The organism is Brevundimonas sp. M20, from assembly GCF_006547065.1.
In the GTDB taxonomy this organism is placed as follows: Bacteria; Pseudomonadota; Alphaproteobacteria; order Caulobacterales; family Caulobacteraceae; genus Brevundimonas.
Window position 1 is genome coordinate 496,019 of record NZ_CP041243.1, and the last position, 25,688, is coordinate 521,706.

Annotated in this window: 25 protein-coding genes and 1 pseudogene; 9 read left to right on the forward strand and 17 right to left on the reverse strand. The window is 66.4% G+C overall.

The window, feature by feature from the left end; all coding sequences use genetic code 11:
• Positions 1-18 precede the first annotated feature (18 nt).
• Together lpdA and FKQ52_RS02430 are read left to right on the forward strand one after the other, a co-directional pair.
• Complete coding sequence (lpdA, locus tag FKQ52_RS02425) at positions 19-1,416, forward strand: dihydrolipoyl dehydrogenase (RefSeq protein ID WP_141625709.1); 1,398 nt, start codon at positions 19-21, stop codon at positions 1,414-1,416.
• A 192-nt stretch (positions 1,417-1,608) separates the two neighbouring features.
• Complete coding sequence (locus FKQ52_RS02430) at positions 1,609-2,661, forward strand: substrate-binding domain-containing protein (protein ID WP_141625710.1); 1,053 nt, start codon at positions 1,609-1,611, stop codon at positions 2,659-2,661.
• A gap of 94 nt (positions 2,662-2,755) precedes the next feature.
• On the opposite strand, the gene FKQ52_RS02435 is transcribed toward FKQ52_RS02430, so the two are convergent.
• Positions 2,756-3,841: a glycosyltransferase family 1 protein gene (locus FKQ52_RS02435; RefSeq protein ID WP_141625711.1), complete on the reverse strand. Its 1,086-nt coding sequence runs from the start codon at positions 3,839-3,841 to the stop codon at positions 2,756-2,758.
• A gap of 85 nt (positions 3,842-3,926) precedes the next feature.
• Positions 3,927-4,388 (reverse strand): Lrp/AsnC ligand binding domain-containing protein, encoded by a 462-nt coding sequence (locus tag FKQ52_RS02440; protein WP_141625712.1) that lies wholly within the window; start codon positions 4,386-4,388, stop codon positions 3,927-3,929.
• 109 nt (positions 4,389-4,497) lie between these two features.
• On the opposite strand from FKQ52_RS02440, the gene putA reads away from it, so the two are divergent.
• Positions 4,498-7,623 (forward strand): bifunctional proline dehydrogenase/L-glutamate gamma-semialdehyde dehydrogenase PutA, encoded by a 3,126-nt coding sequence (gene putA / locus FKQ52_RS02445; protein WP_141625713.1) that lies wholly within the window; start codon positions 4,498-4,500, stop codon positions 7,621-7,623.
• Positions 7,624-7,863: 240 nt separating this feature from the next.
• On the opposite strand, the gene map is transcribed toward putA, so the two are convergent.
• On the reverse strand, positions 7,864-8,631 hold the full coding sequence (gene map, locus FKQ52_RS02450) for a type I methionyl aminopeptidase (RefSeq protein WP_141625714.1): 768 nt from the start codon (positions 8,629-8,631) through the stop codon (positions 7,864-7,866).
• A complete protein-coding gene (locus FKQ52_RS02455) occupies positions 8,628-8,840 on the reverse strand; it encodes a ParD-like family protein (RefSeq protein WP_141625715.1) in 213 nt (70 codons plus the stop codon). The genes map and FKQ52_RS02455 overlap by 4 nt, the downstream gene beginning before the upstream one ends.
• 563 nt (positions 8,841-9,403) lie before the next feature.
• On the opposite strand from FKQ52_RS02455, the gene FKQ52_RS02460 reads away from it, so the two are divergent.
• A complete protein-coding gene (locus FKQ52_RS02460) occupies positions 9,404-10,186 on the forward strand; it encodes a lysozyme inhibitor LprI family protein (RefSeq protein ID WP_168196771.1) in 783 nt (260 codons plus the stop codon).
• Positions 10,187-10,194: 8 nt separating this feature from the next.
• Here the strand turns inward: FKQ52_RS02460 and FKQ52_RS02465 are convergent, their stop codons facing one another.
• From FKQ52_RS02465 to FKQ52_RS02475, 3 genes are read right to left on the reverse strand one after another with little or no spacing between them, the layout of a single operon-like run.
• Positions 10,195-10,437, reverse strand: coding sequence for a hypothetical protein (locus FKQ52_RS02465; protein WP_240811717.1), 243 nt, complete (start codon positions 10,435-10,437; stop codon positions 10,195-10,197).
• A gap of 47 nt (positions 10,438-10,484) precedes the next feature.
• A complete protein-coding gene (locus tag FKQ52_RS02470; RefSeq protein WP_141625717.1) occupies positions 10,485-11,402 on the reverse strand; it encodes a hydroxymethylglutaryl-CoA lyase in 918 nt (305 codons plus the stop codon).
• Positions 11,399-13,075 (reverse strand): glycosyltransferase family 39 protein, encoded by a 1,677-nt coding sequence (locus FKQ52_RS02475; RefSeq protein WP_141625718.1) that lies wholly within the window; start codon positions 13,073-13,075, stop codon positions 11,399-11,401. Before FKQ52_RS02475 ends, FKQ52_RS02470 begins: the two co-directional genes overlap by 4 nt.
• Before the next feature lie 91 nt (positions 13,076-13,166).
• On the opposite strand from FKQ52_RS02475, the gene FKQ52_RS02480 reads away from it, so the two are divergent.
• Positions 13,167-13,895, forward strand: coding sequence for a glycosyltransferase family 2 protein (locus FKQ52_RS02480; RefSeq protein ID WP_141625719.1), 729 nt, complete (start codon positions 13,167-13,169; stop codon positions 13,893-13,895).
• Between the two features lie 104 nt (positions 13,896-13,999).
• The gene (locus FKQ52_RS02485; RefSeq protein WP_141625720.1) at positions 14,000-14,440 is read left to right on the forward strand and encodes a hypothetical protein; all 441 of its coding nucleotides are present in this window, start codon (positions 14,000-14,002) and stop codon (positions 14,438-14,440) included.
• 306 nt (positions 14,441-14,746) lie between these two features.
• On the opposite strand, the gene FKQ52_RS02490 is transcribed toward FKQ52_RS02485, so the two are convergent.
• The 3 genes from FKQ52_RS02490 to FKQ52_RS02500 form a co-directional block, all read right to left on the reverse strand.
• Positions 14,747-15,094, reverse strand: coding sequence for a hypothetical protein (locus FKQ52_RS02490; RefSeq protein WP_141625721.1), 348 nt, complete (start codon positions 15,092-15,094; stop codon positions 14,747-14,749).
• Positions 15,091-15,690, reverse strand: a complete 600-nt coding sequence (phaR, locus tag FKQ52_RS02495) for a polyhydroxyalkanoate synthesis repressor PhaR (RefSeq protein ID WP_141625722.1) — start codon at positions 15,688-15,690, stop codon at positions 15,091-15,093. The genes FKQ52_RS02490 and phaR overlap by 4 nt, the downstream gene beginning before the upstream one ends.
• Before the next feature lie 168 nt (positions 15,691-15,858).
• Entirely contained in the window at positions 15,859-16,575 is a 717-nt protein-coding gene (locus FKQ52_RS02500; RefSeq protein ID WP_141625723.1) for a hemolysin III family protein, read from the reverse strand.
• Positions 16,576-16,723: 148 nt separating this feature from the next.
• Here FKQ52_RS02500 and FKQ52_RS02505 point away from each other — a divergent pair, with 148 nt between their 5' ends.
• Positions 16,724-17,899 carry an acetyl-CoA C-acetyltransferase gene (locus tag FKQ52_RS02505; protein ID WP_141625724.1) on the forward strand — a complete coding sequence of 392 codons (1,176 nt, stop codon included), beginning with the start codon at positions 16,724-16,726 and terminating at the stop codon, positions 17,897-17,899.
• 139 nt (positions 17,900-18,038) lie between these two features.
• Here the strand turns inward: FKQ52_RS02505 and FKQ52_RS02510 are convergent, their stop codons facing one another.
• Together FKQ52_RS02510 and FKQ52_RS02515 are read right to left on the reverse strand one after the other, a co-directional pair.
• Entirely contained in the window at positions 18,039-18,230 is a 192-nt protein-coding gene (locus FKQ52_RS02510; protein WP_141625725.1) for a hypothetical protein, read from the reverse strand.
• A gap of 155 nt (positions 18,231-18,385) precedes the next feature.
• Positions 18,386-19,192 carry a DUF2461 domain-containing protein gene (locus tag FKQ52_RS02515; RefSeq protein ID WP_141625726.1) on the reverse strand — a complete coding sequence of 269 codons (807 nt, stop codon included), beginning with the start codon at positions 19,190-19,192 and terminating at the stop codon, positions 18,386-18,388.
• A gap of 80 nt (positions 19,193-19,272) precedes the next feature.
• On the opposite strand from FKQ52_RS02515, the gene FKQ52_RS02520 reads away from it, so the two are divergent.
• The gene (locus FKQ52_RS02520; RefSeq protein WP_141625727.1) at positions 19,273-19,944 is read left to right on the forward strand and encodes a DsbA family oxidoreductase; all 672 of its coding nucleotides are present in this window, start codon (positions 19,273-19,275) and stop codon (positions 19,942-19,944) included.
• A 242-nt stretch (positions 19,945-20,186) separates the two neighbouring features.
• Here the strand turns inward: FKQ52_RS02520 and FKQ52_RS02525 are convergent, their stop codons facing one another.
• The 4 genes and pseudogenes from FKQ52_RS02525 to FKQ52_RS16855 all read right to left on the reverse strand — a co-directional run.
• Entirely contained in the window at positions 20,187-20,870 is a 684-nt protein-coding gene (locus tag FKQ52_RS02525) for a hypothetical protein (RefSeq protein ID WP_141625728.1), read from the reverse strand.
• Between the two features lie 170 nt (positions 20,871-21,040).
• Positions 21,041-21,262, reverse strand: coding sequence for a hypothetical protein (locus tag FKQ52_RS02530; protein ID WP_141625729.1), 222 nt, complete (start codon positions 21,260-21,262; stop codon positions 21,041-21,043).
• A 317-nt stretch (positions 21,263-21,579) separates the two neighbouring features.
• On the reverse strand, positions 21,580-22,761 hold the full coding sequence (locus tag FKQ52_RS02535) for a hypothetical protein (RefSeq protein ID WP_141625730.1): 1,182 nt from the start codon (positions 22,759-22,761) through the stop codon (positions 21,580-21,582).
• A gap of 137 nt (positions 22,762-22,898) precedes the next feature.
• Positions 22,899-22,991: pseudogene (locus tag FKQ52_RS16855) on the reverse strand (hypothetical protein); the annotation flags it as partial.
• A gap of 146 nt (positions 22,992-23,137) precedes the next feature.
• On the opposite strand from FKQ52_RS16855, the gene FKQ52_RS02540 reads away from it, so the two are divergent.
• The gene (locus FKQ52_RS02540) at positions 23,138-23,596 is read left to right on the forward strand and encodes a peptidase S1 (RefSeq protein ID WP_141625731.1); all 459 of its coding nucleotides are present in this window, start codon (positions 23,138-23,140) and stop codon (positions 23,594-23,596) included.
• 73 nt (positions 23,597-23,669) lie between these two features.
• On the opposite strand, the gene thiC is transcribed toward FKQ52_RS02540, so the two are convergent.
• Entirely contained in the window at positions 23,670-25,673 is a 2,004-nt protein-coding gene (gene thiC / locus FKQ52_RS02545) for a phosphomethylpyrimidine synthase ThiC (protein WP_240811718.1), read from the reverse strand.
• Between the last annotated feature and the right edge of the window lie 15 nt (positions 25,674-25,688).

Consider the following 25,688-nt stretch of genomic DNA (forward strand, 5'->3'; position numbering starts at 1 on the left):
CACGTTTTTGGACCTGCGATGACCCAGACTCTCAAAACCAAAGTCCTCATCATCGGCGCGGGCACCGGCGGCTATGTCGCGGGCATTCGCTGCGGCCAGCTGGGCCTCGACACCGTGCTGGTGGATGGCGGCAACGGCCTCGGCGGGACCTGCCTGAACGTCGGCTGCATTCCGTCCAAGGCCATCATCCACGCGGCCAACAAGTTCGAGACGGTGGCCAAGGCCGCTGACGGCGGGACGCTGGGCATCACGGCGGCCAAGCCGGCCATCGACCTGAAGCAGACCGTCGAGTGGAAGGACGGCATCGTCAGGAAGCTGAACAACGGCGTCGCGGCCCTGCTGAAGAAGGCCAAGGTCAAGGTCATCAACGGCTGGGCGACCTTCGCCGACGCCAAGACCTGCACGGTGAAGACCGCCGACGGCGACATCACCATCACCGCCGAGCACGTCATTCTGGCCACCGGCTCCGAGCCGGTCGAACTGCCCTTCCTGCCCTTCGGCGGCGACGTGATCTCGTCCACCGAGGCCCTGTCGTTGCCGGACGTGCCGAAGAAGCTGGTCGTCGTCGGCGGCGGCTATATCGGGCTGGAGCTGGGCATCGCCTTCCGCAAGCTGGGGGCCGAAGTCGCCATCGTGGAAATGGCCGACCGCCTGCTGCCGCTGTACGACAAGGCCCTGACCGAGCCGGTCGCCAAATGGCTGCAGAAGCACGGCGTCGAACTGCACCTCGGCGCCAAGGCGGGTTCGTTCGAGAACGGGGCCCTGAACGTCACCGGCGCCGATGGTCAGGCGCTGAAGATCAAGGCCGACAAGGTGCTGGTCACCGTCGGTCGCAAGCCGCGCACCAAGGGCTTCGGGCTGGAGAACATGGGCGTGGCCATGGCCGGGCCGTTCGTGAAGATCGACGACCGCTGCGCCACCTCGATGAAGAACGTCTGGGCGGTCGGCGACCTGACCGGCGAACCCATGCTGGCCCACAAGGGCTCGGCGCAGGGCGAGGTCGTCGCCGAGATCATCGCCGGCCATGACCGGAAGTTCGACCCGGTCACCATCGCCGCCGTCTGCTTCACCGAGCCGGAGATCGTCTCGGCGGGTCTCGGGCCGCAGGACGTCACGGGCCGCGACGATGTGATCCAGGCCGTCTTCCCCCTGATGGCCATCGGCCGGGCGCTGGCCATCGAAGCCGGCGAGGACGGCGGTTTCGTCCGTGTTCTGGCGTCCAAGACCGACCATCGCCTGCTGGGCGTGCAAGCCGTCGGGCAGCACGTCTCGGAACTGTCCAACAGCTTCGCCCAGATGCTGGAAATGGGCGCTGTGCTTGAGGACGTGGCCGGAACCATCCACGTCCACCCGACGCTCGGCGAGGCTTTCCATGAGGCGTCCCTGCGGGCGCTGGGGCATGCGATCCACATCTAGGGATTAGGGATTAGGGATTAGGGGAGAGGAGCGGGTTGGCGCCGGCGATCGCTGCAGCGCGCCATCGACCTGATCCCCAATCCCCAGTCCCTAATCCCTCCTCGTCGTCGAACCGTCACATCACCACCGGCCTCTCCGTCACAAACCTGTGGTCCAAGCCCTGCGAACCTAGGCTTTGTCCGGAGACTGACGATGACCCGCGCCCTGCTCGCCGCCGCCTCGGCGGTCGCCCTGCTCGCCCTCGGCGCCTGCGGCGACAACAACACCGCCACCCGCTCGGGCATCTGGGCCGCCGGCTCCTCGACGGTCTTCCCCTTCGCCACCCGCGTGGCCGAGAATTTCCAGCGCACCCAGGGCGGCGCCGCGCCGCGCGTTGAGGCGCTGGGCACCGGCGGCGGCATTCAGGCCTTCTGTCAGGGCGTCGGCCCGACCACCCCGGACATCGCCAACGCCTCGCGCCCGATGAAGAAGTCGGAGTTCGAGCTGTGCCAGAAGAACGGCGTCACCGACATCGTCGAGATCAAGATCGGCTATGACGGCATCGTCATCGCCACCGCCCGCACCGGCAACAGCTTCAACTTCCGTCTGGAAGACATCTATCTGGGTCTGGCCAAGGACGTTCCGGGCGCCGACGGCGCCTTCGTGCCGAACCCGGCCACCACCTGGAATCAGGTGAACCCGGCCCTGCCGAACCAGCGCATCCAGGTCTACGGCCCGCCGCCCACCTCGGGCACCCGCGACGCCTTCCTGGAGCTGGGCATGGCGCCGGGCGCCAAGCTGATCCCGGCTCTGGCCGCCCTGGCTGATGCCGACAAGGAGCGCTTCGAGACCCTCGCCCACACGGTTCGCGAGGACCAGCAGTGGATCGACTCGGGCGAGAACGACAACGCCATCGTCCAGACCCTGACCCGCACGCCGGGGTCGCTGGGCGTGTTCGGCTTCTCGTTCCTCGAGCAGAACATGGACACGGTGAAGGCCGAGACCATCAACGGCGTGGCCCCCTCGGCCGACACCATCGCGGACGGCACCTATCCGCTGGCGCGCAGCCTCTACATCTATGTGAAGAAGCAGCACGTCGGCGTGACGCCGGGCCTTGAGCAGTTCGTCATGGAGTTCATGTCGGAAGCCTCCGCCGGTCGCGGCGGCTATCTGCAGGACCGGGGTCTGGTGCCGCTCCCGGAAGACCAGCTGGCCGCCCAGCGCGCCATCGCCCAGGCGCTGACGGTCATGACCGCGCCGAACTGAGTTCGGACGTCGCCTGAAAAAACAGAAGGCCCCGGAGCGATCCGGGGCCTTTTTGTTTTCCTCTTCATTCTCCCTGGAGGGGAGAACGACGATATCACGCCGCCGCCCGTCTCCGCAGGCGGGCGATCCGGCGCAGGCGGCGCCAGAAGCGGCCGCGGTCCGGTTCGGGATAGGGCTGCAAGTTCTCGATGAACTGCTCGGCTGAGGCCCGCCAGCTGAACTTCTCGGCATAGGCGCGGACGGTGGCCCGGTCGCATTCCAGCGCCTTCAGACAGGCGGTGCGCAGGTCCTCGTCGATGGCCCCGGCGTCCGAGCCCGGAATGATGTCGATCGGGCCGTGGGCCGGATAGGCGGCGACCGGGGTGCCGGTGGCCATGGCCTCGAGGATCACCAGACCGAAGGTGTCGGTCCAGCTGGGGAAAACGAAGACGTCGGCGTCGCGGAAGCATCGCGCCAGTTCCTCGCCGAAGCGGGCGCCGAGGAATTTCGCTTCCGGATACTTGGCCTGAAGCTCCTCGCGCGCCGGACCGTCGCCGACCACGATCTTGGTGCCCGGCAGGTCCTGTTCGAGGAAGGATTCGATGTTCTTCTCGACTGCCACGCGGCCGACATTGAGGAAGAAGGGACGCGGCCAGTCCTTGCCGCCCAGCTCGTCATAGATGCGCGGCAGATCGGGGTTGAACTGCTCGGTGTCCACGCCCCGCGTCCACGGCGAGACGTTGCGGAAGCCGTGTGCCGTCAGCTCGTCACGCAGGGTCGGGGTGGCGACCATCAGCCGTCCCGACGGCTTGTGGAACCACTTCATATAGGCGTAGCCGACCTGCACCGGGATCGGGAATCGGGCCGAGACGTACTCGGGGAATTTGGTGTGGTAGCTGGTCGTGAACGGTAGCTTCCATTCCACGCAGATGCGGCGCGTGGCGATGCCGATGGGGCCTTCGGTGGCGATGTGAACAGCCTCGGGCTCAAAGGCGCGCAGGCGCTCGCGAATCTCTTCCTCCGCGCCCAGCGCCAGCCGGATCTCCGGATAGGTGGGGCAGGGGATGGTCTTGAATTGGCTCGGCTCAACGACCTCCACCTCATGACCCATGGCGCGGCATTCCGCCGTGATCCGGGACAGGGTGCGGACGACGCCGTTGACCTGGGGCTCCCAGGCGTCGGTGGCCAGAACGATGCGCATGTGGGCCGAAAGGCTCCGCCGTTGATCGGATGAATGGTCTAGCGCTTCGCGATGACGTTGGCGAGACGAAGCTACAGCGGCCCCATTAAAGAGGCAGGGCCGTCGTCGCCTTCACCTCTTCGAGAACGGCATAGGTTCGGGTCTCTCGGACCCCCGGCATCCGCACCAGAACGTCGCCCAGGAAGGCGCGATAGGCGTCCATGTCGCCGACGCGGGCCTTGATCAGATAGTCGAAGCCGCCGGCGACCATATGGCACTCCAGCACCTCGGGCTGGCGGCGCACGGCCTCGGCGAAGGCCTCGAACATGTCGCCGGTAGTGCGGTCCAGCAGGACCTCGACGAAGATCATCAGGCCCCGCCCCACCTTCGCCGGGTCGATCAGGGCGGCGTAGCCGGTGATGACCTTCTTCTCGCGCAGCCGCCGGACCCGTTCGAAGCAGGCGGCGGGCGACAGATTGCAGCGCCGCGCCAGTTCCGCGTTGGAGATACGGCCGTCCTCCTGCAGGGCCTTGAGCAGGCGGCGGTCGACGGGATCAAGCTTTTCCATCGGTTCAGACCCTGTGTGGCCGAACGATCTTCGACTCTGCGGTCCATCATACGATGCACATTCGGAGTTGTCCGCCATATATGGCCGATCACACAGGATATCCGCGCCCATGACCACCGTCGCCTTCACCCCCTCGAGCGTCGCCGGCTGGGATACGCTGGACCACGGCAAATTCGCCGATGAGACCGCGACCGTTCGCGGCCTGCTGGACCGCACGCCGCTTGACGCCGCCGAACGCGCCGCCGTGCTGGCCTCGGCCACCGATCTGGTCGAGCGCGCCCGCCGCAGCGTGAAGAAGCAGGGCGTGGTCGAAAGCTTCCTGCAGGAGTTCTCGCTGGGCACCCGCGAGGGTCTGGCCCTGATGTGCCTGGCCGAAGCCCTGCTGCGCACTCCGGACGAAGAGACCCGCGACCGCCTGATCGCAGAGAAGATCGGTTCGGCAGACTGGGCCTCGCACCTCGGCCAATCTGACAGCCTGTTCGTCAACGCCTCGACCTGGGGCCTGATGCTGACCGGCAAGCTAGTGGATGTCGACGAGGAGGCGAAGACGGACCTGCCCGGCTTCCTGAAGCGCATCGTCGGCCGTCTGGGCGAGCCGGTGATCCGCGAGGCCGTCGCCGCCGCCGTCCGCATCATGGGCGAGCAGTTCGTGGTCGGCCGCACCATCGAGGCGGCGCTGAAGCGCTCGAACAAGGAAGGCTGGCTGTGCTCGTTCGACATGCTGGGCGAGGGCGCCCGCACCGCCCATGACGCCGAACGCTATGAGAAGATCTATGCCGACGCCATCGAGGCCGTGGGCAAGACCGCCAAGGGTCAGGGGCCGGAAGTCGGCCACGGCGTCTCGGTCAAGCTGTCGGCCCTGTCGCCCCGCTATGAGGCGGTGCACGAGGATCGCGTCTGGTCCGAGCTGTATCCGCGCGTGAAGCGCCTCGCCCTGATCGCCGCGAAGTACGACATCAACTTCACCATGGACGCGGAGGAGGCCGACCGCCTCGCCCTGTCGCTGAAGCTGCTGGACCGGCTCGCCAACGAGGCGGAGCTGGGCGAATGGAGGGGCCTCGGTCTGGCCGTGCAGGCCTATCAGAAGCGCTGCCCGGAAGTGATCCGTCGCGTGGCCGAGCTGGCGAAGACCTCGGGCCGTCGCCTGATGGTCCGTCTTGTCAAGGGCGCCTACTGGGACACCGAGATCAAGCGGGCCCAGCAGTTCGGCCGCACCGACTATCCGGTCTTCACCACCAAGGCCGCGACCGATCTGAACTATCTGGTCTGCGCCCGACTGATGATCGAGGCCGCGCCGCATATCTACAGCCAGTTCGCGACCCACAACGCCCACTCGCTGGCCGCCGTTTACAAGATGGCGTCGGAGCGCGGTGTGAAGATCGAGTTCCAGCGGCTGCACGGCATGGGCGAGGCCCTGTACGACGCCGCCCGCGACGCCTTCGGGCCGGTGACCGTGCGCGCCTACGCCCCTGTCGGCGGGCATGAGGACCTGCTGCCCTATCTGGTGCGTCGCCTGCTGGAGAACGGCGCCAACTCCAGCTTCGTCCACGCCCTGCTGGACGAGCGCGTCCCCGCCGCGGCCGTCGCCGCCGACCCCATCACGACCGTCGAGGCTCATCCCGACCGTCACGCCAAGATCCCCGTTCCGAAGGATATGTACATGGACCGCCAGAACTCGCTCGGCCGCGACTACTCCCAGCTCGCCGACCGCGAGCGGCACGCCCTCGCCCTTCAGAAGGTGGACAGCGAGAAGCTGACCTCCGGCCCGATCATCGGCGGCAAGCTGAAGGCGGGAACGAACGCGCAGGACGTGACCAATCCGTTCGACACGACGCAGGTGCTGGGTCACGTCTCGGAAGCTTCGGCGGAAGACATTGATGCGGCCGTGGACGCCGCCGCCCGCGCCCAGATCGTCTGGGACCGCAAGGGCGGCGCGGGCCGCGCCCCGGTGCTGCGCGCCATGGCCGACGCGCTGGAAGCCGACATGGATCGTCTGGTCGCCCTGCTGTCGCGCGAAGCCGGCAAGACCCTGAACGACGGCGTCGCCGAGGTGCGCGAGGCGGCCGACTTCTGCCGCTACTACGCCATGCTGGCGGAGCGTGACTTCGGCGGCGCGCAGGAGCTGAAGGGCCCGGTGGGCGAGATCAACTCGCTGGTCCTGCACGGTCGCGGGATCTTCGCCTGCATCAGCCCGTGGAACTTCCCGCTGGCCATCTTCACCGGCCAGATCGCGGCCGCCCTGGCCGCCGGCAACGCCGTGCTGGCCAAGCCCGCCGAGCAGACCCCGCTGATCGCCGCCGAGGCTGTGCGCCTGTATTACAAGGCCGGTCTGGACGCCAATCTGCTGGCCCTCGTTCCGGGGCGCGGCGAGACCGTCGGCGCGGCTCTGGTCTCGCACCCCGGCATCGACGGCGTCGCCTTCACCGGCGGCACCGACACGGCCAATCTGATCAACCGCTCGCTGGCCGCGCGTCAGGGCGCCATCATCCCCTTCATCGCCGAGACCGGCGGCCTGAACGGCATGTTCGTGGACACCACGGCGCTGAAGGAACAGGTGATCGACGACGTCATCCTGTCGGCCTTCGGTTCGTCGGGCCAGCGCTGCTCGGCCCTGCGTATGCTCTACGTCCCGAACGAGGCGGCGGACGCCCTGATCGAGGGCCTGAAGGGCGCGCTGGCGGCGCAGGTCGTGGGCGACCCGACCGATCCGTCCACCGACATCGGCCCGGTCATCGACGCCGACGCCAAGGCCATGCTGGAGGCCCACCTGACCCGCCTCGAAGGCGATGCGAAGATCATCGCCCGCGCTGAACTGCCCGCCGGCTCGGAGAAGGGCCACCTGTTCGCCCCGACCATCGCCGAGATCCCGACCGCCGACTATCTGGAGCGCGAGGTCTTCGGCCCGATCCTGCACATCTGCCGTTACGAGCCGTCGAAGCTGAAGGAGACGGCGTCGAAGCTGGCGCAGCGCGGCTACGGCCTGACGCTGGGCGTGCACAGCCGCATCGAGGCCTTCGCCGAGGAAGTCACCCGTCTGGTCCCGGCGGGCAATGTCTACATCAACCGCTCGATCATCGGCGCGGTGGTCGGGGTCCAGCCCTTCGGCGGCGAGGGCCTGTCGGGCACCGGCCCCAAGGCCGGCGGCCCCTACAGCCTGATCCGCTATGCGTCCGAAAAGGCCATCAGCAACAACATCTCCGCCCAAGGCGGCGACCCGGCGCTGTTGAACCTGTAGGCCTGATCTCACCGGCTCACCTCCCCGTCGCCCCTTCAAGGCGATGGGGAGGACAGATCGGCGACTTCGCCGATCAGGTGGGGGCGGCGCAGGAGGTGGACGGTTAGCCGCCGACACCGGTGTTCGAGGCGTCTCCTGCCCTGACGGAGCCGCCCTCTCCTGATCGCCGCTGACGCGTCGATCTGTCCTCTCCATTCGCCTTCGCGAACGGAGAGGTGAGCGCCAGCTGCAATCTCAGCCCTACGCCGCCGCCTTCTCCTCGGCCCGGAGCGTCAGCACCCGCACGCCGGTCTTCGTGACCGCGACGGTATGCTCGAACTGGGCCGACAGCTTTCCGTCGACGGTTGTGACGGTCCAGCCGTCGTCGCCGGTCTCGACGCCCGCGCGGCCCTGATTCAGCATCGGCTCGATGGTGAAGGTCATGCCCTCGCGCAGGGTCAGGCCCCGGCCAGGCTTGCCGAAATGCAGGACCTGCGGGTCTTCGTGCATCTCGCGCCCGATGCCGTGCCCGCAGTAGTCGCGCACGACCGAATAGCCGGCCTTTTTCGCATGGCTTTCGATGGCGAAACCGATGTCGCCCAGCGTCGCGCCCGGCTTCACCGCCCGTATGCCCTTCCACATCGCTTCATAGGTGGTCCGCACCAGCCGCTTCGCCGGCGCCGCCACTTCCCCGATGAGATAGGTCTTGGAGGAGTCGGCGATGAAGCCGTTCTTCTCCAGCGTGATGTCCAGATTGACGATGTCGCCGTTTTTCAGAATCTCCTCCGTCGACGGCACGCCGTGGCAGACCACCTCATTGATCGAGCAGTTCAGCACGAAGCCGTAGCCGTACTGGCCCTTGGACGCGGGCCGCGACTTCAGGTCGTTGACGATGAAGGCCTCGACCCGGTCGTTGACCTCCATGGTGCTCATGCCGGTTAGCGGCAGGGTGTCGATGTGGGCGAATACGGACGCCAGCAGACGCCCGGACTCGGCCATCAGTTCGATCTCTTCGGGCGTCTTGGTCATGCCGCCACCGTCGCGGTCGGGGAGGCGTCGACGCCCGCCGCCTTCAGCTCACGGGCGGCCAGTTCCTGAAAGGTCAGGCCGGGGTTCAATTCGCCCAGCATGCCGATCCGCATCCAGAAGGCCGCCTGTCCGTTGATGGACCGGCACGACGCCTTGCTGGCCCGGCGCAACTGCTCGTGCAGCTCGTCCTCGATGTTGACGATGCCCATGGGGCGAACTCCGACTATACGTTTCGTATATGCGGCATATAGGTCTGACCGGGTGGTTTCAAGGCGGGGTCAGCGCCGTGTCAACCACGCAGGCGATGGCCGATCCTCCTCTCGCCGTGATGACGACGGGCATATCGAACCGTCCGCTACCGGTCTTGAGGGTCACGCTATCGTCCTCCGCCGGGGTCATCCGCAGGGGGCAGTTTCCAAGAACCTACCGCGTTGCAGGGCCTGTGTGTTCGCCTCGCCTGCGGCGAGGCAGGTCGCGAAGGGAGTTACGATGACCAGATCAACCCTCCCATGAAATCCCCCTCCTCCCATGACGGAGTGGCGTGAAAGGGGAGTGAACTCTTGGGCGGGGGCGGCGCCGTTGATACCGCTGGTTGATCCGTGAGTTCCGGCCCGCTAGGGCTAACGAGCTTGGCTTTTGAACTTCCGGGTGGAATATGTCGTATCTTCAAAAGGCTGCCTTGGCCGTCACCTTGGCTGTTAGCCTTATGGTCTCAGGTTGCGGGCTCGGTGGTCCTGCTGCCGGAACTTGCCTGAGCGAAGATTCTCAAGCCGTGATCATAGATCTCGTGCGAGAAGAAGTTGAGAAGCGAGCCGCCCGCGACTTGCGTGACGGTGATCGCCAGATCGCGTCGATGGCCAATCTGCGCGCCAGTCTGGCCCTCATCCAACTCGCCATCGAGGACGTCCGGACCTCGAAAGAAGACCCTGACAGCAGTCGCAAATTTTGCGCGGGGTCGTTTAAGGCCGTGTTCCCGGCAGCGATGATTGCGGACGCGGAGAAGAGCTATGAATTGATCGGCGCGGGCACGATTGAAACCCTTGCGGATCAGTACGGGGTTGAGCGGTCAGCCGATACCTTCACCTACGATCTCGATTTCTCGGTCCAGCCCACCGATGACGGTAAGAAAATCTACGGAGAGATCGAGCAGCCGGATTCGCTGGTGAACTTCCTCGCTGAAATGGTCGTCGCGCACCTGGCGAGTGGAGAAATCCAGAGGGTCAAGACAGCGGAGGCGCAGGCTGCGGCGGAACAGGACCGGTTGAACCTCGAAGCCCAGACCGCCCAGCGGCAGGCCGTGCTCTCCGAGGCTCGCACCGAGTATGACCTGTCCCGCCAGACCCTGACCGCGATGTGGGATGCCATGCCCAAGGATGCCCAGGATCAGCTTACCGCGAACCAGACCGCTTGGAACCAGCGCAAGCGCGCCGACTGCAATCTGGAGGCCGCCCAGTACTCGACCGAGCCCACCGAGCGCGAGGCCGCGCGGATGCGTTGCGATGCGCGAATGACGCGCGAGCGGGTAAGCGCCTTGAGGAGTTGGGCCGGCTACTGACGACCGCTCTAGCGAGTTGACTCAAAGCTCTTCTCTTCGGTCAGCGGGGCGATGAACAGCCGGTCACAGCGGTCATTCTCGTCCTTCAGGGGGATGACCTCGAAGCCGTCGGCGGCGGCCTCGACCTGTTCGGCGAGGGCGCTGAACGCCGCCTCATGGCCTTCACGACCGTAGAGCAGATAGCCGTCCCGGGCGTCGATGACGCCATAGGACGGACCGCCTTCGAGGAGGGTGTCGATGTCCATGGTCATAGGAAGGGAAAGCCGAAGCCCCGATCCGGTTTCAAACGGCCAAGGTCTCAGCCCTTCGGCCATCCGCCCGCGCGGCTGAGCGCGCTCGGAGCCGGACGGCCTATCTTCTCGCCGATCCAGCGGGCCGTTCCGATCAACTGGTCGAGGTCGTAGCCGGTCTCGAACCCGGCCCGTTCGAGCATGTAGACCAGATCCTCGGTGGCGATATTACCGGTCGCGCCGGGGGCGAAGGGGCAGCCGCCGATGCCGCCGACAGAGGCGTCAAGGATGTCCACGCCCGCTTCCACGCCCGCATAGGCGTTGGCCAGACCGGTGTTGCGGGTGTCGTGGAAATGCAGGCGCAGGATCGCCTCCGGCGCGGCCTTGCGGGCGGCCTCGACCTTGCGGGTGACGGCCCAAGGGTCACCGACGCCGATGGTGTCGGCCAGGGCGATCTCCTCGACGCCCAGGGCCGCGATCCGGCCGACCAGACCGGCCACCTGATCGACCCCGACCTCGCCGTCGAAGGGGCAGCCCCAGACGCAGGACAGGGTGGCCGACAGGGACGGTGCGTCGCCGGTCGCGGAGCCCGCATTGGCCCGACCGGTGATGATCCCGGCCAGCATCTCGACCTGCTGGTCCACGGTCAGACCCTGATTCCTGAGCCCGAAGCCGTCGGTGGCGGACATGGCGACGTTCACCTCATCCACCGCCGTGCCGAGGGCCCGGTCATAGCCCTTGCCGTTCAGGACCAGACCGATGCGGCTGCGGCCCTCCTGGTGCGGCAGGGCGGCCATGACCTCTTCAGCCCCGGCCATCTGCGGGACGTACTTCGGATGGACGAAGCTGACGGCCTCGATCCGACGCGCGCCGGCGGCCTCGAGCCGTTGGACGAAGTCGGCGCGGACGGCGGGCTCGAGCACCGCCTTCTCGTTCTGCAGGCCGTCGCGGGGGCCGACCTCGACGATGGTGATGCGGCGGCTCATTGGCCCGGCGCCGTCGTCAGGGCCGCGCCGGTGGGGGCGTAGAGGAACAGGTCCACGTCATCCCCCTGCGAGTAGTTGTGGCCGCGCACTTCGCGCACCACCCGGCCGGTGACGCCGATCCGGGCCGTGGCCGCGCGGAAGGCTTCGGCCTCACGCTCCTCGACGATGACCGGGCGGCCCTCGGCCAGAGCCTTGGCGGCGCCCTCGGCGTCGGTCAGCTCGGTGTCCCGCCCGGTCAGGAAGACGAAGCTGGGCTCGTGATAGCCGGCGATGGCGACAGGGCCGGGGCGACCCTGACGTGGGTGCAGGTCATTGTCGTACAGCGCCTTGTCGAGCTGGGGCGAGACCGACAGCGGGCGCAACTGGCGCAGGGTGCCCGCCAGCGCGCCGTGTGCGACGACACCCAGGGTGATGCTGACCAGCACGGCGGTGACCGCCGCCCGGTGCATCAGCAGGAAGGCCCCGATCAGGCCCGCCAGAACGGCGAAGACGATGGTGATGGTGGCCCAGGTCTGGGCGGTCGACTTGCCGAACTCGGTCAGGCCATAGACCACGCCCGCCGCCAGCAGGACGCCGACGAAGACGGACAGCCCGGCCCCGGTCCAGCGCGAGACCTTGCCGATGGGCCGGGTCAGGGCCGCGGCCGCCAGCAGGGCTAGGGCGCCGAAGGTGGGCAGGTTGTAGTGGATCAGCTTGGTCGGGGTCAGCTCGAAGATGATCCACGCCGGGACCAGCCAGCAGACGAGGAAGCGGATCGTCGGCTCGGCCCGACGATGCCAGCCGGTCGAGACCGCGGCAGGCAGCAGCAGGGTGGCCGGGAAGAAGGTGATCAGCGAGGCGATCAGATAGTAGCCCGGGGGGGCGCCGTGGCTTTCGTGGCCGCCCGCGATCTTGGGCGCCAGATCGCCCGCGATGGCCTCCCGCCAGAAACCGCCGTCGGTGGCGATGGTGATGGCGATGGCCCATGGCCCCACGAGCAGCGCCACCAGCGGCAGTCCCCAGCCCCAGCCGAGCCGCTTCAGCCAGCGGAAGTCGCGGTCCCAGGCCGAGACCAGCAGCATGGCCGGTGCGATGACGATCAGGCCGATCGGGCCCTTGATCAGGATCGACAGCCCCAGCCCGAACCAGAACATCAGCTTGTGAGGTCGTTGTGGAGCCTCTCCGGCCTTCGAGGCCAGATAGATGCGCGCCAGCCCGGCCATGGCGAGGGTGACGGCTCCGCACAGCATGGCGTCCGTCTTGGCGATGCCGGCCTCGGTGGAGAGCAGGAAGGAGGCGCCCATGATGGCGCCCGCCAAGAAGCCCGCCCGGTTGCCGAACATGGCCTGCCCCACCCAGGCGATGGCGGCGGCGGCCATCATGGCGCCGAGGATGGAGGGGATGCGGTAGGGCTGGATGTCCCGGTTCTCGACCCTGGACGTGGCGGCCACGGCGGCGGCCTGCATCCAGTAGATGCCGACCGGCTTTTTCCAGCGCGGATCGTCCTGGAAGCGGATGTCGACGTAGTCGCCGCTCTCCAGCATCTGGGAGGTCGCCTGGGCGTAGCGGCTCTCGTCCCGATCCAGCGGCGGCAACAGCGCCAGCACGGGCAGTCCAGCGAACAGGGCGATCAGCGCCGCCAGCAAGGGGCCGCGCCATCCGGCGATGTATTTGTCGAGGTCGGGACGGATCATGGATGCAGTCCTACCACGCCGGTTCCGGCGCCGTCATGCAGTGTGCGGAGCATGGCTCCCGTCCGGGCGCGAAACCGGCTAGAGAGCGATTATGACCGAAGCCGCTCCCGACATCTCCGTCGTCGTTCCCGTCCATGACGAGGAGGGCGCCGCCGGCCCGCTGGCCCGCGAGATCGCCGCCGCCTTCGCCGGGCGCTCGTTCGAGATGGTGTTCGTCAACGACGCCTCGAAGGACCGGACGCTGGATGAGCTGCGCGCCCTGCAGGGCGAGCTGCCGCAGCTGCGGGTGCTGAGCCATGGCTCCAACGCGGGCCAGAGCCGCGCCGTGCGGACCGGGGTGCTGGCCGCGCGGGGCGCCATCGTCGTCACGCTGGACGGCGATGGGCAGAACCCGCCCGCCGACGCGCCCAAGCTGGCCGACCTGCTGGCCGCCTCGCCGCCGAACGTGGCGCTGGTGGGCGGCGTGCGCGCCAGGCGGCAGGACTCGGAGGCCAAGCGCTGGGCCTCGCGCTGGGCCAACCGCATCCGCAAGAACCTGCTGTCGGACGATGCCGACGACACCGGCTGCGGGCTGAAGGCCTTCCGTCGGGACGTCTTCCTGCGCCTTCCGTACTTCGACCACATCCATCGCTATCTGCCCGCCCTGATGATCCGCGAGGGGTATGAGAACCGCTACCTCGATGTCGACCACCGCCATCGCGAGACCGGGCGATCGAAGTATACGAACTGGGGGCGGCTGATGGCCTCCTTCTCGGACCTGCTGGGCGTGATGTGGCTCAAGTCCCGGTCGCGCAAGCCGGGCGCGATCAGCGAGTTCTGAGCCCGGTTCGCCTGCCGGGGGAGCGGGCGTAGCGGTATGGAGCGATCCGGGGTATCTATCGTTAACAAGCGCGGCCGTGAGCGGCCGGGAATGGAGCCTCGCCGATGCTGGTCGCCTTGCCGCTGCTGCTGATCCCGGTGGTCCTGTACAACATCGTGGTGCTGTCGAACGTCATGTCGGGCGGGGATGTGAACCTGGCCGCGGGCGGCGCCGACGCCATTCTGCGCGACCCGATGTTCTCGATCCCGATGGCTTCGGGGACCAGCTGGAACGTGGGGGTGGGCGACCTGATCCTGCTGCTGTCGCTGATCCTGCTGTTCTTCGAGCTGCTGAAGTCGACCTCCAGCCAGAAAGTCGCGATCGTCAATCACGCCCTGTCGATGGTGCTGTTCATCATCGTGCTGGTCGAGTTCCTGCTGATGAAGGGCTTCGCCACCTCGACCTTCTTCCTGATCGTGGTGATGGTCATGCTGGACGTGCTGGCCGGTTTCATCGTGACGATCATCTCGGCCCGGAAGGATCTGGACTTCGGCGGCGGCGCGTAGGGGCTCCTTTTTGGGGCCTAACGCTCGCGACGCGGTCGCTCGCTGCTTGAGGCCCGTTGTTTGACGGCGCTTGTGTCGGGCGCCCCTCCACCACGTTTCGCGCGGTCCCCCTCCCCTGAAGGGGGAGGAACTTGTTCCGGCCTCAAGGAGCGAGGCTCCGCGAGCCGAGCGTTAGGCCACTCAGGTAAATGCCACGAAGATCAGGGTCACGACGGTGATGTCGAAGGCGCGGGTCAGGAAGCGGGGCATGACGGGTTCCGGAACGGGTCGATCTGACCTGTCGCCAGCAAGGACCGTGCCGGGCGTCTAGATGTCGGTGTCTTCCGTGCGGCCCGGTTTGGGGCGGCGGTCGACAGTTCCGGAATACTCGGTTCCCAGATAGGCGCTGCGGGCCGCGTCCAGCACGGGCTGACCGCCCTTGAGCCCGCGCTTCTGGCCGGTCTGTCCCATCATCTGGGCGGTGAAGATGGCCGCCGAGCCGTCCGGGTGCGGGGTCGCGGCAGCTCTTGCCGGGGGCTGGGCCTCTTCTGCCGCAGTCTCGACCGGCACCAGGGCGCGCGACGTCGAGCCGGCCCGGCGCTGGCGCTCCCGGCGTTCGGACGCGCGCCGCTCCGGAGCCTCCACCGGGCCGATGCCGTCGACCGGCCGGGTCATCCCTTGGACAGCTTGTCCAGCTGGGCGCGCATCTCGTCCATCTGGCGGCGCATGTCCTCCAGCGGATCGGGCGCGCCGGGCTCTTCAGCGGCGGGAGCCGGGGTCTGGGCCGGTGTGGCCTGGCGGGCGACGCCGCCGAAGCCGGGCCACATCTTCATGGCTTCCGCGAACATGGCCATGTTCCGCTTCACCGCCTCGTCCATCAAACCGGCGCCGGGGGCGCCGCCGAAGGCCTTGGAGAACTGGCCGCGGATCTGCTCCTGCTGGCGGGTGAAGTTGTCGAGCGACATCTCCAGATAGGAGGGCAGGACCCCCTGCATATGGCCGCCGTAGTAGCCGATCAGCTGGCGCAGGAACTGGACGGGCAGCAGGGCCTCGCCGCGGCTTTCTTCCTCGAAGATGATCTGGGTCAGGATCTGACGGGTCAGGTCCTCATTGGTCTTCGCATCGAAGACCACGAATTCGGTCCCCTCGCGGACCATTCGCGCGAGGTCTTCCAGTGTGACGTAGGCCGAAGTCGCCGTGTTGTAGAGCCGCCGGTTGGCGTACTTCTTGATGACGACGTTGTCTCCCGCACCGGACTTCTTGTCAGCCACGCGCTGTCCCCGTTCCTGTTGCAACGCCACAGTGTCCGCGTTGCGAGTGCGAAAGTCTAGACCATTATCGGTTCGGACCGAAACGGTTCGAAATCAGATAATGGTTCAGAATCAACATCTTGAGCGAAATCTGAATTCAAATTCGGCTGCATTCGAACCGATTTCGCTCTAGCCAGCCATTGCCGCGGGCGCGAGGACGACGCCGACCAGCACGGCGGCCCAGTGGACCGTGGCGCCGGTGACGACGAAGCCGTGCCAGATGGCGCGCCGGAACTTCACCTTGGGGCTGATGAAGACGAAGACGCCGGCGGTGTAGATCAGTCCGCCGATGACCAGCAGGGTCAGGGCGGCCGGGTGGACGGTCTCGATCATCGGCTTGAGGGCGATGACCACCAGCCAGCCGAAGGCCACGTAGATGGCGCTCCAGAAGGCGTCGGAGAGGCGCGGCAGCAGCACCTTGGCGAAGGCCCCGGACAGGCCGACGACCCAGACCAGCAGGGTGAAGCCGATGGCCCACCACCCCTCGAACCGCTGCGTGGTGAAGGGGGTGTAGCTGCCCGCGATCATCAGGAAGATGGCCGCCTCGTCCAGTCGTCGCAGGACCGGACGGGCCGCGCAGGGGCGTATCTGGTTGTAGAGGGTCGAGGCGCTGAGCATGCCGACCAGACACAGGGCATAGATGGCCGTGGCCACCGCCGCGCCGACCCCGGCGTAGACCATCGCCAGCACCGCCAGCAGGCCGCCGCCCACCACGGCGAGGGTCAGTCCGACGACGTGTACGACCAGATCCGCCGTCTTTTCGGCGGGTGACACGTAGTGCTCGATCATGTCGAGCTCGTCTGGGGTGCAGACGTGACGGAGGAGCCGTTTCAGACGCATCAGCATGGTCCCTTCAAGACCGGACTGCGTACTTCGTTCCTGCGAATATGGCGGGAAGCCGGTGACTATCCGGTGAATCCGCCGCGGGGGGCTGACGAACGTGCTGCGATGCGGCAAAAGCGCCACAAGATTATTCCCCGTGGAGTGAATTTAAATGACGGACGTTGTCATCGTCTCGGCCGCCCGCACCCCGGTCGGCAGCTTTCTGGGCACCCTGTCCAGCCTGAGCGCCGCGCAGTTGGGTTCGGTCGCCATCAAGGCCGCGCTGGAACGCGCGGGTGTCGCGCCCGAAGAGGTGGACGAGGTGGTGCTGGGCCATGTCCTGCAGGCGGCGAACGGACAGGGGCCTGGCCGCCAGGCGTCCATCGGCGCGGGGCTGCCGAAGGAGACCCCGGCCTGGACCCTGAACCAGATCTGCGGCTCGGGCCTGCGCGCGGTGGCCGTGGGCGCCCAGCAGATCGCGACGGGCGACGCGAGGATCGTCGTCGCCGGCGGACAGGAGAGCATGAGCCAGGCGGTGCACGCCCAGCAGCTGCGCGGCGGCCAGAAGATGGGCGACGTCACCCTGATCGACACCATGATCAAGGACGGCCTGTGGGACGCCTTCAACGGCTATCACATGGGCCAGACGGCAGAGAACATCGCGGCGAAGTTCGACATCGCCCGCGAGGCGCAGGACCGGTTCGCCCTGGCCAGTCAGCACAAGGCCGAGGCGGCGCAGCTGGCGGGCCGTTTCGATGACGAGATTACTCCGGTGGTCATCGCCTCGAAGAAGGGCGACACGGTTGTCGAGAAGGATGAGTACATCCGCCACGGCGCGACCCTCGAGGCGATGGAGAAACTGCGTCCGGCCTTCAACAAGGAGGGCAGCGTCACCGCCGCCAACGCCTCGGGCCTGAACGACGGCGCGGCGGCTCTGGTGCTGATGAGCGCGGACGAGGCGAAGGCACGGGGCCTGACCCCGCTGGCGCGCATCGCGTCGTCGGCCACGGCGGGCGTCGATCCGGCGGTGATGGGCACGGGCCCGATCCCGGCGTCGAAAAAGGCGCTGGAGAAGGCCGGCTGGACCGTCGCCGATCTGGACCTGATCGAGTCCAACGAAGCCTTCGCCGCCCAGTCGCTGTGCGTGGTCAAGGAACTGGGCCTCGACCCGGACAAGGTGAACGTCAACGGCGGCGCCATCGCTATCGGTCACCCGATCGGCGCCTCGGGCGCGCGCATCCTGACGACCCTGCTGTTTGAAATGCAGCGCCGGGACGCGAAGAAGGGGCTGGCGACCCTGTGCATCGGCGGCGGCATGGGCGTCGCCATGTGCGTCGAGCGGGCCTAGCGAAATCGGTCGTGCCGGATGTTGTCCGGTACGGCCCGGATTTCGCGTCTGTGTTCCGGGTTCAGAATGTCAAAGATCGGGTCCGGAGACGGACCCGGTCATTGAAGCACGCCCATGCGTCAAAAACGGACGTACCGGCTCAGCCGGGGTCGCGGGCGAAGACGTGCAGGGGCTCGCCGGCGCGGTGCAGCTCCACATGGCTGTAGTCGCGGGTGAGCAGCAGGCGGACGCGAGCCAGCTCGCGGGCTTCGCTCTCGTCGATGGCGTCGAGGGTCTCTTCAGTCGGGTCGCCGCCCGAGATGTAATGCAGGCGAAGGCTGAAGGCGGACATGGCTTTATCCCGTGTCTGGATGGAGCGGGAGTGTTCGAACGGCCCCATTATTCAGGCGGGGCGGGCCAATGTCTCTCAGTCGCGACGCGCTCAGGGGTACACCCGGCTCGCGATGAACGGACTATGCCCGATTTGCTCCGGGAAAGCCAGTTAAATCAACTGTGTACGCTACCGGACTGATCGATCCGATCCAGCGCCGACCAGCCGAAATCCAGCAGGGGTCTGGAGGACGCCGCGAAGCTCGCCAGCGTGGCCGGAAGGTCCGCAGAGGCGATTTCGGCGCCCGTGAGAGGGCGGGAGACGAGCCAGCGGGTGCGCTTCAGCGCCGGTTCCAGATCGGTCCCGGCCTGATCCTCGAACCCCTTGGGCATGCGTTTGACCGGGGCGCCGGGATCGAGCGTCAGCCCGGCCTTGGCCAGGGCGGCCTCGACGGCGGCCCAGCGGGCGGGTTGGGCGACGATGAAGCGGCGGACCGCGTCGATGTGGGGCCGCTCGTCCAGATAGAAGCCGCAGGCGACAAAGGGACCGTTGCCGAAGGGCCCGTCGTCAGCGCCTTGCGCCTGCGCCGAGGGATGGGTGGACGGGTCCAGCGGGTCGATGCTGTCCGGATCGAAGCCGGGGCGCGAGCCGCCCTCGGGCTCGATGTGGATGTACATCATGCCGGGGCTCATCTTCCGGCCGTCGCGGGTCAGGGTGCAGGAGACGTGGGTCTTGTAGGGCCGCTTGTCCTTCGCGAAGCGGGTGTCGCGGTGGATGCGGAAGACGCTGCGCTTCGGGTCGCCGGACAGGGGCAGGTCCAGCGCCGCGCAGGCGGTCGAGGTCTCGGCGATCAGGGCCGCCAGCGCGGGCTTGAGGCCGTCGTCATAGGCGGCGCGGTGGGCGGCGAACCAGTCGCGGTCGTTGTTGGCGGCCAGTCCGGTCAGGAAGGCCAGGTCGGCGGAGGCGAAGCCGGAAAAGGTCATGGCGTCAGCAATATCCGGGACGGCGTTGCGGGTGAAGCGGGGCTTCCCATATGCGCCTGAACCTGTTGCGGATGGCGAAGATGACCAAACCCCTGAAGATCGATTTCGTGTCGGACGTCGTCTGTCCGTGGTGCGTGGTGGGCCTGGGCGGCCTGGAGACCGCGCTGGACAAGCTGAAGTCCGAGGGCATCGAGGCGGAGATCGCCTTCAAGCCGTTCGAGCTGAACCCGCAGATGGCGCCCGAGGGCGAGAACATCGTCGAGCACATCGGCCGCAAATACGGATCGACGCCGGAGCAATCGGCGCAGAACCGGGCCATGATCATCGAGCGGGCCGGGTCGGTGGGCTTTGACATGCGAATGACCGCCGACAGCCGGATCTGGAACACCTTCGACGCCCACCGCCTGCTGCACTGGGCCGGGGAGACGGCGCCGGACAAACAGGGGGCGCTGAAGAAGGCCCTGTTCCGCATCCACTTCACCGAGGGCCGCAACCTGACCGACGCGGGCGAGCTGACCGCGGCCGCGCAGGCCGTGGGCCTGAACCGCGCCGAGGCCGCCGAGGTGCTGGCGTCGGACCGCTATGTGCAGGCGGTGCGGTCCGAAGAAGCCCTGTGGCAGTCGCGCGGCATCAGCTCGGTCCCCGCCGTGGTGGTCGAGGGCAAATACCTGATCTCGGGCGGCCAGCCGCCGGAGGTGTTCGAACAGGCCCTGCGGAACATCGCGAAGGAAGAGGCGGCGGGGGCTTCCTGATCTCCTGATTGCTTTCGTCATCCTCCAGCGCTCCGCAGGAGCGACCGGGGGACCCAGCGGCGCGCGAGAGCGCGACCCGAAGGGCGGCGCGTAGCAGCCAAGCTGCCGGGAGCGCTCGCGCCTGAACGTCAGACACGAGTCTTTCGCCGCCGTCGCGGCGCCGCTGGGTCCCGGATCGCGCGCCCGCTGCGCGAGCGCTTGTCCGGGATGACGATAGCTTTTGAGGACGTTCGGACACCCCCTCACGGCGGCCCCATGAAGGGCGCGCCGCCCGGCAGACCGGGCAGGACCCCCGTGGACGGGGGAGACGCCGGAGACGATGAAAATACACCGTCTATCCCGTCTATGTCGTCTATGCCGTCTATCGGATCGGCGATCACATCAGCCTCGCGGCGGCGGATGTCCGCCTCCATGATCCGGGTTTCTTCGCGCAGGCCCTTCATCAGGGCTTCGGTGGCGGCGCGGGCCTTTTCTTCGGCTCTGGCCTGTCGGGTTTTGGCCAGCCACTGGCGGCGCTCGATTTCCGCCGCCTCGGACTGGATGACGTTGTGCACGCGGCGCCAGCGCAGGGCCTCCATGGCGTTGCCGTGCAGGACGGCGCGCATCATCCGCTGGAAGGCGACGACCGACAGCTCGCCCAGCGGGATCTGCTCCAGATCGCCGTCGACGCTCTCCTCCAGCGCCAGCCCCTCGTCATCGCGGTCCAGCCCGTTGGGCGTGGTCCACGGCTGGTCCGTGCGCCGCCAGCCCTCCTCGGCCGCCCGCTTGCGCAAGGTGCTCAGGCCCACGCCGTGACGACGGCAACAGGCGGGCGCCGACCACCCGGCCAGATAGTCCGCCCGGACCTGCTCCCAGACCTCATCGGGGGCGGAGTGGAGGCCCGCGTCCGCGGGGACGGAAGGGGCGGTGGGGGATGTGTCGTTCACGGGAGCCTCCGGGTCTGGAGGCATTATGGAACGGCGGTACGTCGTTTTTGGACGTAGGGGGGAGGGGAGGGATTAGGGACTAGGGATTAGGGATTAGAAGGGCGAAAATTCGTGCTCCGGGAGCGGGCGCCGGCGCCTGCGGCAGCGACCTAATCCCTAATCCCTAGTCCCTAATCCCTTTCAATCCGCCCGATCCTCAACACCCCCACGCTCAGCTCATCGACGTGCAGCCGCCGCACGCGGGCCCCCTTCACCTTGAGTTGGCCGATCTTCAGCACCCCGATCGCCAGCATCCCGGCACCGACCGCCCCGACCGACGCCGCCCCGGCGGCCGTGGCCCCGACAGCGGAAGCCTTGCGGGCGGTGGAACGGAGCGTGCGGGGCTGGGGCATAGGCCGGAGGATGCGCCGATGGGGGCGGGGCGCAAGGGTTTCCTTCTCACCTTGCGTTAGAAGGTGGATCCCGGAGCGAGACAGATGAGGGGGATCCGCTCCGCACCCACCTCTCTGGCCCTCTTCCCACTCCTTTCTCTCTCAATGTCAGAAGAGAAGGAGGCGTGTTTGCGAACCGGGACGCCTCTGCCCTCGATACAGGAAGTGGTTGACGAAGGTGGCCGTCCCAAGGACTTCCACGCTGGCAGAAAAGAGCGCGAGACATGCGGTCGCTGCATGCGCCCGACTGCCAGCGATTGAGGATTTGGAGCTCGGGACTAAGACTTCGTGGCTAGACCGGGATTTCGTCGTCGTCTGGCCGGATTTGCCAGAGCAGATTCAGCAGATTCGGCGCTATCAACCGTCTTCTTAGTAATCATCACGCCCGAAATCGCACTATCGCCCTTCTTGCTCGGCGGAGGGCGCCGCAACGTTGATAGGGTAACTGCTCGGTCCCACCCAATCCTTTCTAAGAAGGCGTCGAATGAAAAATCCTTCTCGATCCCATCCATAAACTGATCGATCCAGCGATAATATTGCCAACTTTTCCCTGAAAATAACGATCTAAGCTTGTATTTCACAGAAACAGAAATGCTTGCTGAAAACGTTTTCGTTTCTATCTTGTTTCGACCCAAGTAAAGTGGTTCAAACAGGGTTGATGTGTTGGTGTTAAAGCCAGAGCATTTGGCGTTTATTGTAAGATCAAATCTGCTATTAGATAAAACTATTGATCCGTCTGAAATCTTTTTCACAACAGAGTTTATTGGAAGTGTCAGCTCAAATCGCTCGTATATTTCGCCATTCTCGCCGTATGCTAGGACGACCTCTTCATCAGGATCGTCGGGTGCGGCTTGATTCATGAACGCGGGTCGGTCTTTCATGAGTCTAGAGAACAATTCTAAGAATCTGTTTTCTAGCAATATTTGAGGAAGATCTTTTCGCCCCAGTTTGGTTATCAGCGGATCGTCTTCATTTCCACCCAGTTCGCGGCCGAGTTCATGGGAGAGATTTTTGAGGGCAAAATACTCAATAGACTCTTCGATGATCGCGTTAAATTCGCCTCTCGTGGTAACGAGGTGACCTTTCTCAAGGGATTCTACCCAGAGTTTCTTTTGGGCCGGGTTTTCGCTAAACAAGCCGACAATGGAATCGTAACTTGCCTGTCCAAACTCGTACCGGTGCACACGAATAATGTCGTGGCTTTCTTGGTCGCATATTATAACGCCTTTAGCTTCAAAGCTTCGGTTTAGAGAAAGAAAGTGCCTTCTCACGACTAGAGAAATGGCCAGTAATATAAGTATGGAGCCGCAGGCGAGCGTGATGGCGGAAGCTAAATTCCATTCTCCAAGTACTGGTGCTGTGGCCACTTCGACGCCGATGGACAAGAGAGCTGCTACGATGAGCAATTCGAGAATGCCTGATTGCACTTCGATAAGTGTGCGTGTCCGTCCACGAGCCATTGCGGTCCCCCCCAAATTCCCGATGCAACCGTAGCGGTATTCCGAAAGGCTTCCAAGGTTTAGGCGAGAACCAGCGATCCCAGCTGGACTCAGTCGGGCAGCTTTCTGGCGCGAGAGTTGGCCTCTGCTGATCTTTAGGAGCAGAATTTCAAGCCACGCATGGAGCAGAAGTGGGCGGCCTTGTGCGCTTCTTTGGACAGGGACTCGTCGTGATCCTTGCGAGCCGTCTCACATCTTCCCCATCCCTCCACCCCCATATCCATGGTGCTCCCCTCTCTCGCCGCCTCCGCCTAGACCCTGGAGCCGGGCGCGTCCGGTTGGGGCGGGCTGGTGTGGCGTCGGGGCGAGCTCCGGCGGTGAGTGGAGGACCTCCCCGATGATGAAGAGTGTGTTGGCCGCCGTTGCGCTGGCGGCGATGGTTCCGGCTGTGCCCGCGGTGGCGCAGGATGCGTCGCAGAGCCCGGTGTTCGGGGCGGTGACGCTGAGCGCCGGGTTTGATGATGATCCGCTGCAGCGGCGGTTCCGGGCGGGCGGGCCGAACAATGCGTCGCGGCTGCCGGGGGGCTGCTCGGGCTATGTCGGGACGGCGCCGGACTTTCGCGTGACCTATACGGCGGGGCGTGCGCCGCTGATTTTCCGCAGCGTGTCGCTGGCGGACACGACGCTGGTGATCAACGGGCCGGACGGGCGCTGGTACTGCGATGACGACAGCTTCGGCGATCTGGACGCCGAGTACCGGTTCAACAGCCCGCAGAGCGGCGTCTATGACGTGTGGATCGGCACGGTCGCGCGCGGCGAGGCCGATGCGACCCTGGTGGTGACCGAACGCCCCTGAGTGTCAGGCCGAGGCTTCGGCTGAAGATCGAGGGCGTCCCCGGCGTGGTCCGGGGACGCCCTTTCACTGTGGGTCAGACCTTGACCTCGATGGCGGCGCCGCCGGCGCGGAACTTCGCCGACATTTCGGCCATGCCGGCCTCGGCTTCCGTCAGCGAGGCGCCCGCGTCGTTCTGGCCGCGCGCGGCGTCCCGGATGTCCTGGCTGATCTTCATCGAGCAGAATTTCGGGCCGCACATGGAGCAGAAGTGGGCGGTCTTGTGGGCCTCCTTCGGCAGGGTCTCGTCGTGGTATTTGCGGGCCGTTTCGGGGTCGAGGCCGAGGTTGAACTGGTCTTCCCAGCGGAACTCGAAACGGGCGCGGGACAGGGCGTCGTCGTGGAGGCGGGCGGCCGGGTGGCCCTTGGCCAGATCGGCGGCGTGGGCGGCGATCTTGTAGGTGATGACGCCGTCCTTGACGTCCTGACGGTCGGGCAGGCCGAGGTGCTCCTTGGGCGTGACGTAGCAGAGCATGGCCGTGCCGAACCAGCCGATCATGGCGGCGCCGATGGCGCTGGTGATGTGGTCGTAGCCCGGGGCGATGTCGGTGGTCAGCGGCCCGAGGGTGTAGAAGGGCGCCTCGTGGCAGTGCTTCAGCTGCTCATCCATGTTGGCCTTGATCTTGTGCATCGGCACGTGGCCGGGGCCTTCGATCATGACCTGACAGCCCTTGGCCCAGGCGATCTTGGTCAGCTCGCCCAGGGTGCGCAGCTCGGCGAATTGGGCCTCGTCATTGGCGTCGGCGATGGAGCCGGGACGCAGGCCGTCGCCGAGGCTGAACGACACGTCGTAGGCCCGCATGATGTCGCAGATGTCCTCGAAATGCTCGTAGAGGAAGCTCTCCTTGTGGTGGGCCAGGCACCACTTGGCCATGATCGAGCCGCCGCGCGAGACGATGCCGGTGACGCGTTTGGCGGTCAGGGGCACGAAGGGCAGGCGGACGCCCGCGTGGATGGTGAAGTAGTCCACGCCCTGTTCGGCCTGTTCGATCAGGGTGTCGCGGAACACCTCCCACGTCAGATCCTCGGCGACGCCGTTCACCTTCTCCAGCGCCTGATAGATGGGCACGGTGCCGATGGGGACGCTGGAGTTGCGGATGATCCAGTCGCGGATGTTGTGGATGTTGCGGCCGGTCGACAGGTCCATGACGTTGTCGGCGCCCCAGCGGGTGGCCCAGACCAATTTGTCGACCTCGTCGTCGACGCTGGAGAGGACCGCCGAGTTGCCGATGTTGGCGTTGATCTTCACCAGGAAGTTGCGGCCGATGATCATCGGCTCGACTTCGGGGTGGTTGATGTTGTGCGGGATGATGGCGCGGCCGCGGGCGATTTCGGAGCGGACGAACTCGGGGGTCACATAGTCGGGAATCTCGGCGCCGAAGGACTCGCCGTCCCGGGTGTGGGGTGTGGGGTGTGGGGTGTCGGGGAGGGCGACGGTGGAGCCGTCGGCGAGGGTGATGTGCCGGCTGCCCCCCACACCCGACGCCCCATCCCCGACGCCCGGCGCAGCCCGCCGCATGTTCTCGCGGATGGCGACGTATTCCATCTCGGGCGTGATGATGCCCGCGCGGGCGTATTCGTACTGGGTGACGGGGCGGCCCTCGACGCCCTTGAAGACCTGATGGTTCGAGACGTCGAAGCGCGGGGCGAGGTGTTTGCCGCTGGCGTGGCCATTGTCCTCGGGCTTGACCTCGCGCGGGTGCTCGACGCGGGCGATGTCGCCGCGGTCCAGCTGCCAGCTCGACTTCACCTTCGGCAGGCCGCGCTTGATGTCGATGGTGACGGAGGGGTCGGTGTAGGGGCCGGAGGAGTCGTACATCGTCACCGGCGGCTCATTGGCGCTGGGGTGGACGGCGACCTCGCGGAAGGGGACGCGAATATCCGGATACAGCTCGCCCGCCACATAGACCTTCACGCCGCCGGCGCGGGGGCCGGTGGGGATGCGGCCGGTTTCCTTCTCGACTTGCTTGCGGGCGTCGGCCAGCGGCAGTTCGACGTTGGGTTCTTCCGGCAGGGCGGGGGGCGTAACCTGGATGTTCATTTGGCGGCCTCAAAG

Bases quoted from the DNA above. Each gene is read 5' to 3' on its own strand.
- FKQ52_RS02475 (WP_141625718.1), bottom strand. From the start codon at position 13,075: ATGATCCGTCCCGACCTCGACAAATACATCGCCGGATGGCGCGGCCCC.
- FKQ52_RS02440 (WP_141625712.1), bottom strand. From the start codon at position 4,388: ATGGAAAAGCTTGATCCCGTCGACCGCCGCCTGCTCAAGGCCCTGCAG.
- FKQ52_RS02490 (WP_141625721.1), bottom strand. From the start codon at position 15,094: ATGACCCGGCCGGTCGACGGCATCGGCCCGGTGGAGGCTCCGGAGCGG.
- FKQ52_RS02520 (WP_141625727.1), top strand. From the start codon at position 19,273: ATGACCAAACCCCTGAAGATCGATTTCGTGTCGGACGTCGTCTGTCCG.
- FKQ52_RS02540 (WP_141625731.1), top strand. From the start codon at position 23,138: ATGATGAAGAGTGTGTTGGCCGCCGTTGCGCTGGCGGCGATGGTTCCG.
- thiC (WP_240811718.1), bottom strand. From the start codon at position 25,673: ATGAACATCCAGGTTACGCCCCCCGCCCTGCCGGAAGAACCCAACGTC.
- FKQ52_RS02510 (WP_141625725.1), bottom strand. From the start codon at position 18,230: ATGTCCGCCTTCAGCCTTCGCCTGCATTACATCTCGGGCGGCGACCCG.
- FKQ52_RS02485 (WP_141625720.1), top strand. From the start codon at position 14,000: ATGCTGGTCGCCTTGCCGCTGCTGCTGATCCCGGTGGTCCTGTACAAC.
- FKQ52_RS02435 (WP_141625711.1), bottom strand. From the start codon at position 3,841: ATGCGCATCGTTCTGGCCACCGACGCCTGGGAGCCCCAGGTCAACGGC.
- FKQ52_RS02430 (WP_141625710.1), top strand. From the start codon at position 1,609: ATGACCCGCGCCCTGCTCGCCGCCGCCTCGGCGGTCGCCCTGCTCGCC.
- FKQ52_RS02530 (WP_141625729.1), bottom strand. From the start codon at position 21,262: ATGCCCCAGCCCCGCACGCTCCGTTCCACCGCCCGCAAGGCTTCCGCT.
- FKQ52_RS02535 (WP_141625730.1), bottom strand. From the start codon at position 22,761: ATGGCTCGTGGACGGACACGCACACTTATCGAAGTGCAATCAGGCATT.
- FKQ52_RS02505 (WP_141625724.1), top strand. From the start codon at position 16,724: ATGACGGACGTTGTCATCGTCTCGGCCGCCCGCACCCCGGTCGGCAGC.
- FKQ52_RS02465 (WP_240811717.1), bottom strand. From the start codon at position 10,437: ATGACCATGGACATCGACACCCTCCTCGAAGGCGGTCCGTCCTATGGC.
- lpdA (WP_141625709.1), top strand. From the start codon at position 19: ATGACCCAGACTCTCAAAACCAAAGTCCTCATCATCGGCGCGGGCACC.
- map (WP_141625714.1), bottom strand. From the start codon at position 8,631: ATGACCAAGACGCCCGAAGAGATCGAACTGATGGCCGAGTCCGGGCGT.
- FKQ52_RS02470 (WP_141625717.1), bottom strand. From the start codon at position 11,402: ATGAGCCGCCGCATCACCATCGTCGAGGTCGGCCCCCGCGACGGCCTG.
- FKQ52_RS02455 (WP_141625715.1), bottom strand. From the start codon at position 8,840: ATGGGCATCGTCAACATCGAGGACGAGCTGCACGAGCAGTTGCGCCGG.
- FKQ52_RS02500 (WP_141625723.1), bottom strand. From the start codon at position 16,575: ATGCTGATGCGTCTGAAACGGCTCCTCCGTCACGTCTGCACCCCAGAC.
- putA (WP_141625713.1), top strand. From the start codon at position 4,498: ATGACCACCGTCGCCTTCACCCCCTCGAGCGTCGCCGGCTGGGATACG.
- FKQ52_RS02480 (WP_141625719.1), top strand. From the start codon at position 13,167: ATGACCGAAGCCGCTCCCGACATCTCCGTCGTCGTTCCCGTCCATGAC.
- FKQ52_RS02515 (WP_141625726.1), bottom strand. From the start codon at position 19,192: ATGACCTTTTCCGGCTTCGCCTCCGCCGACCTGGCCTTCCTGACCGGA.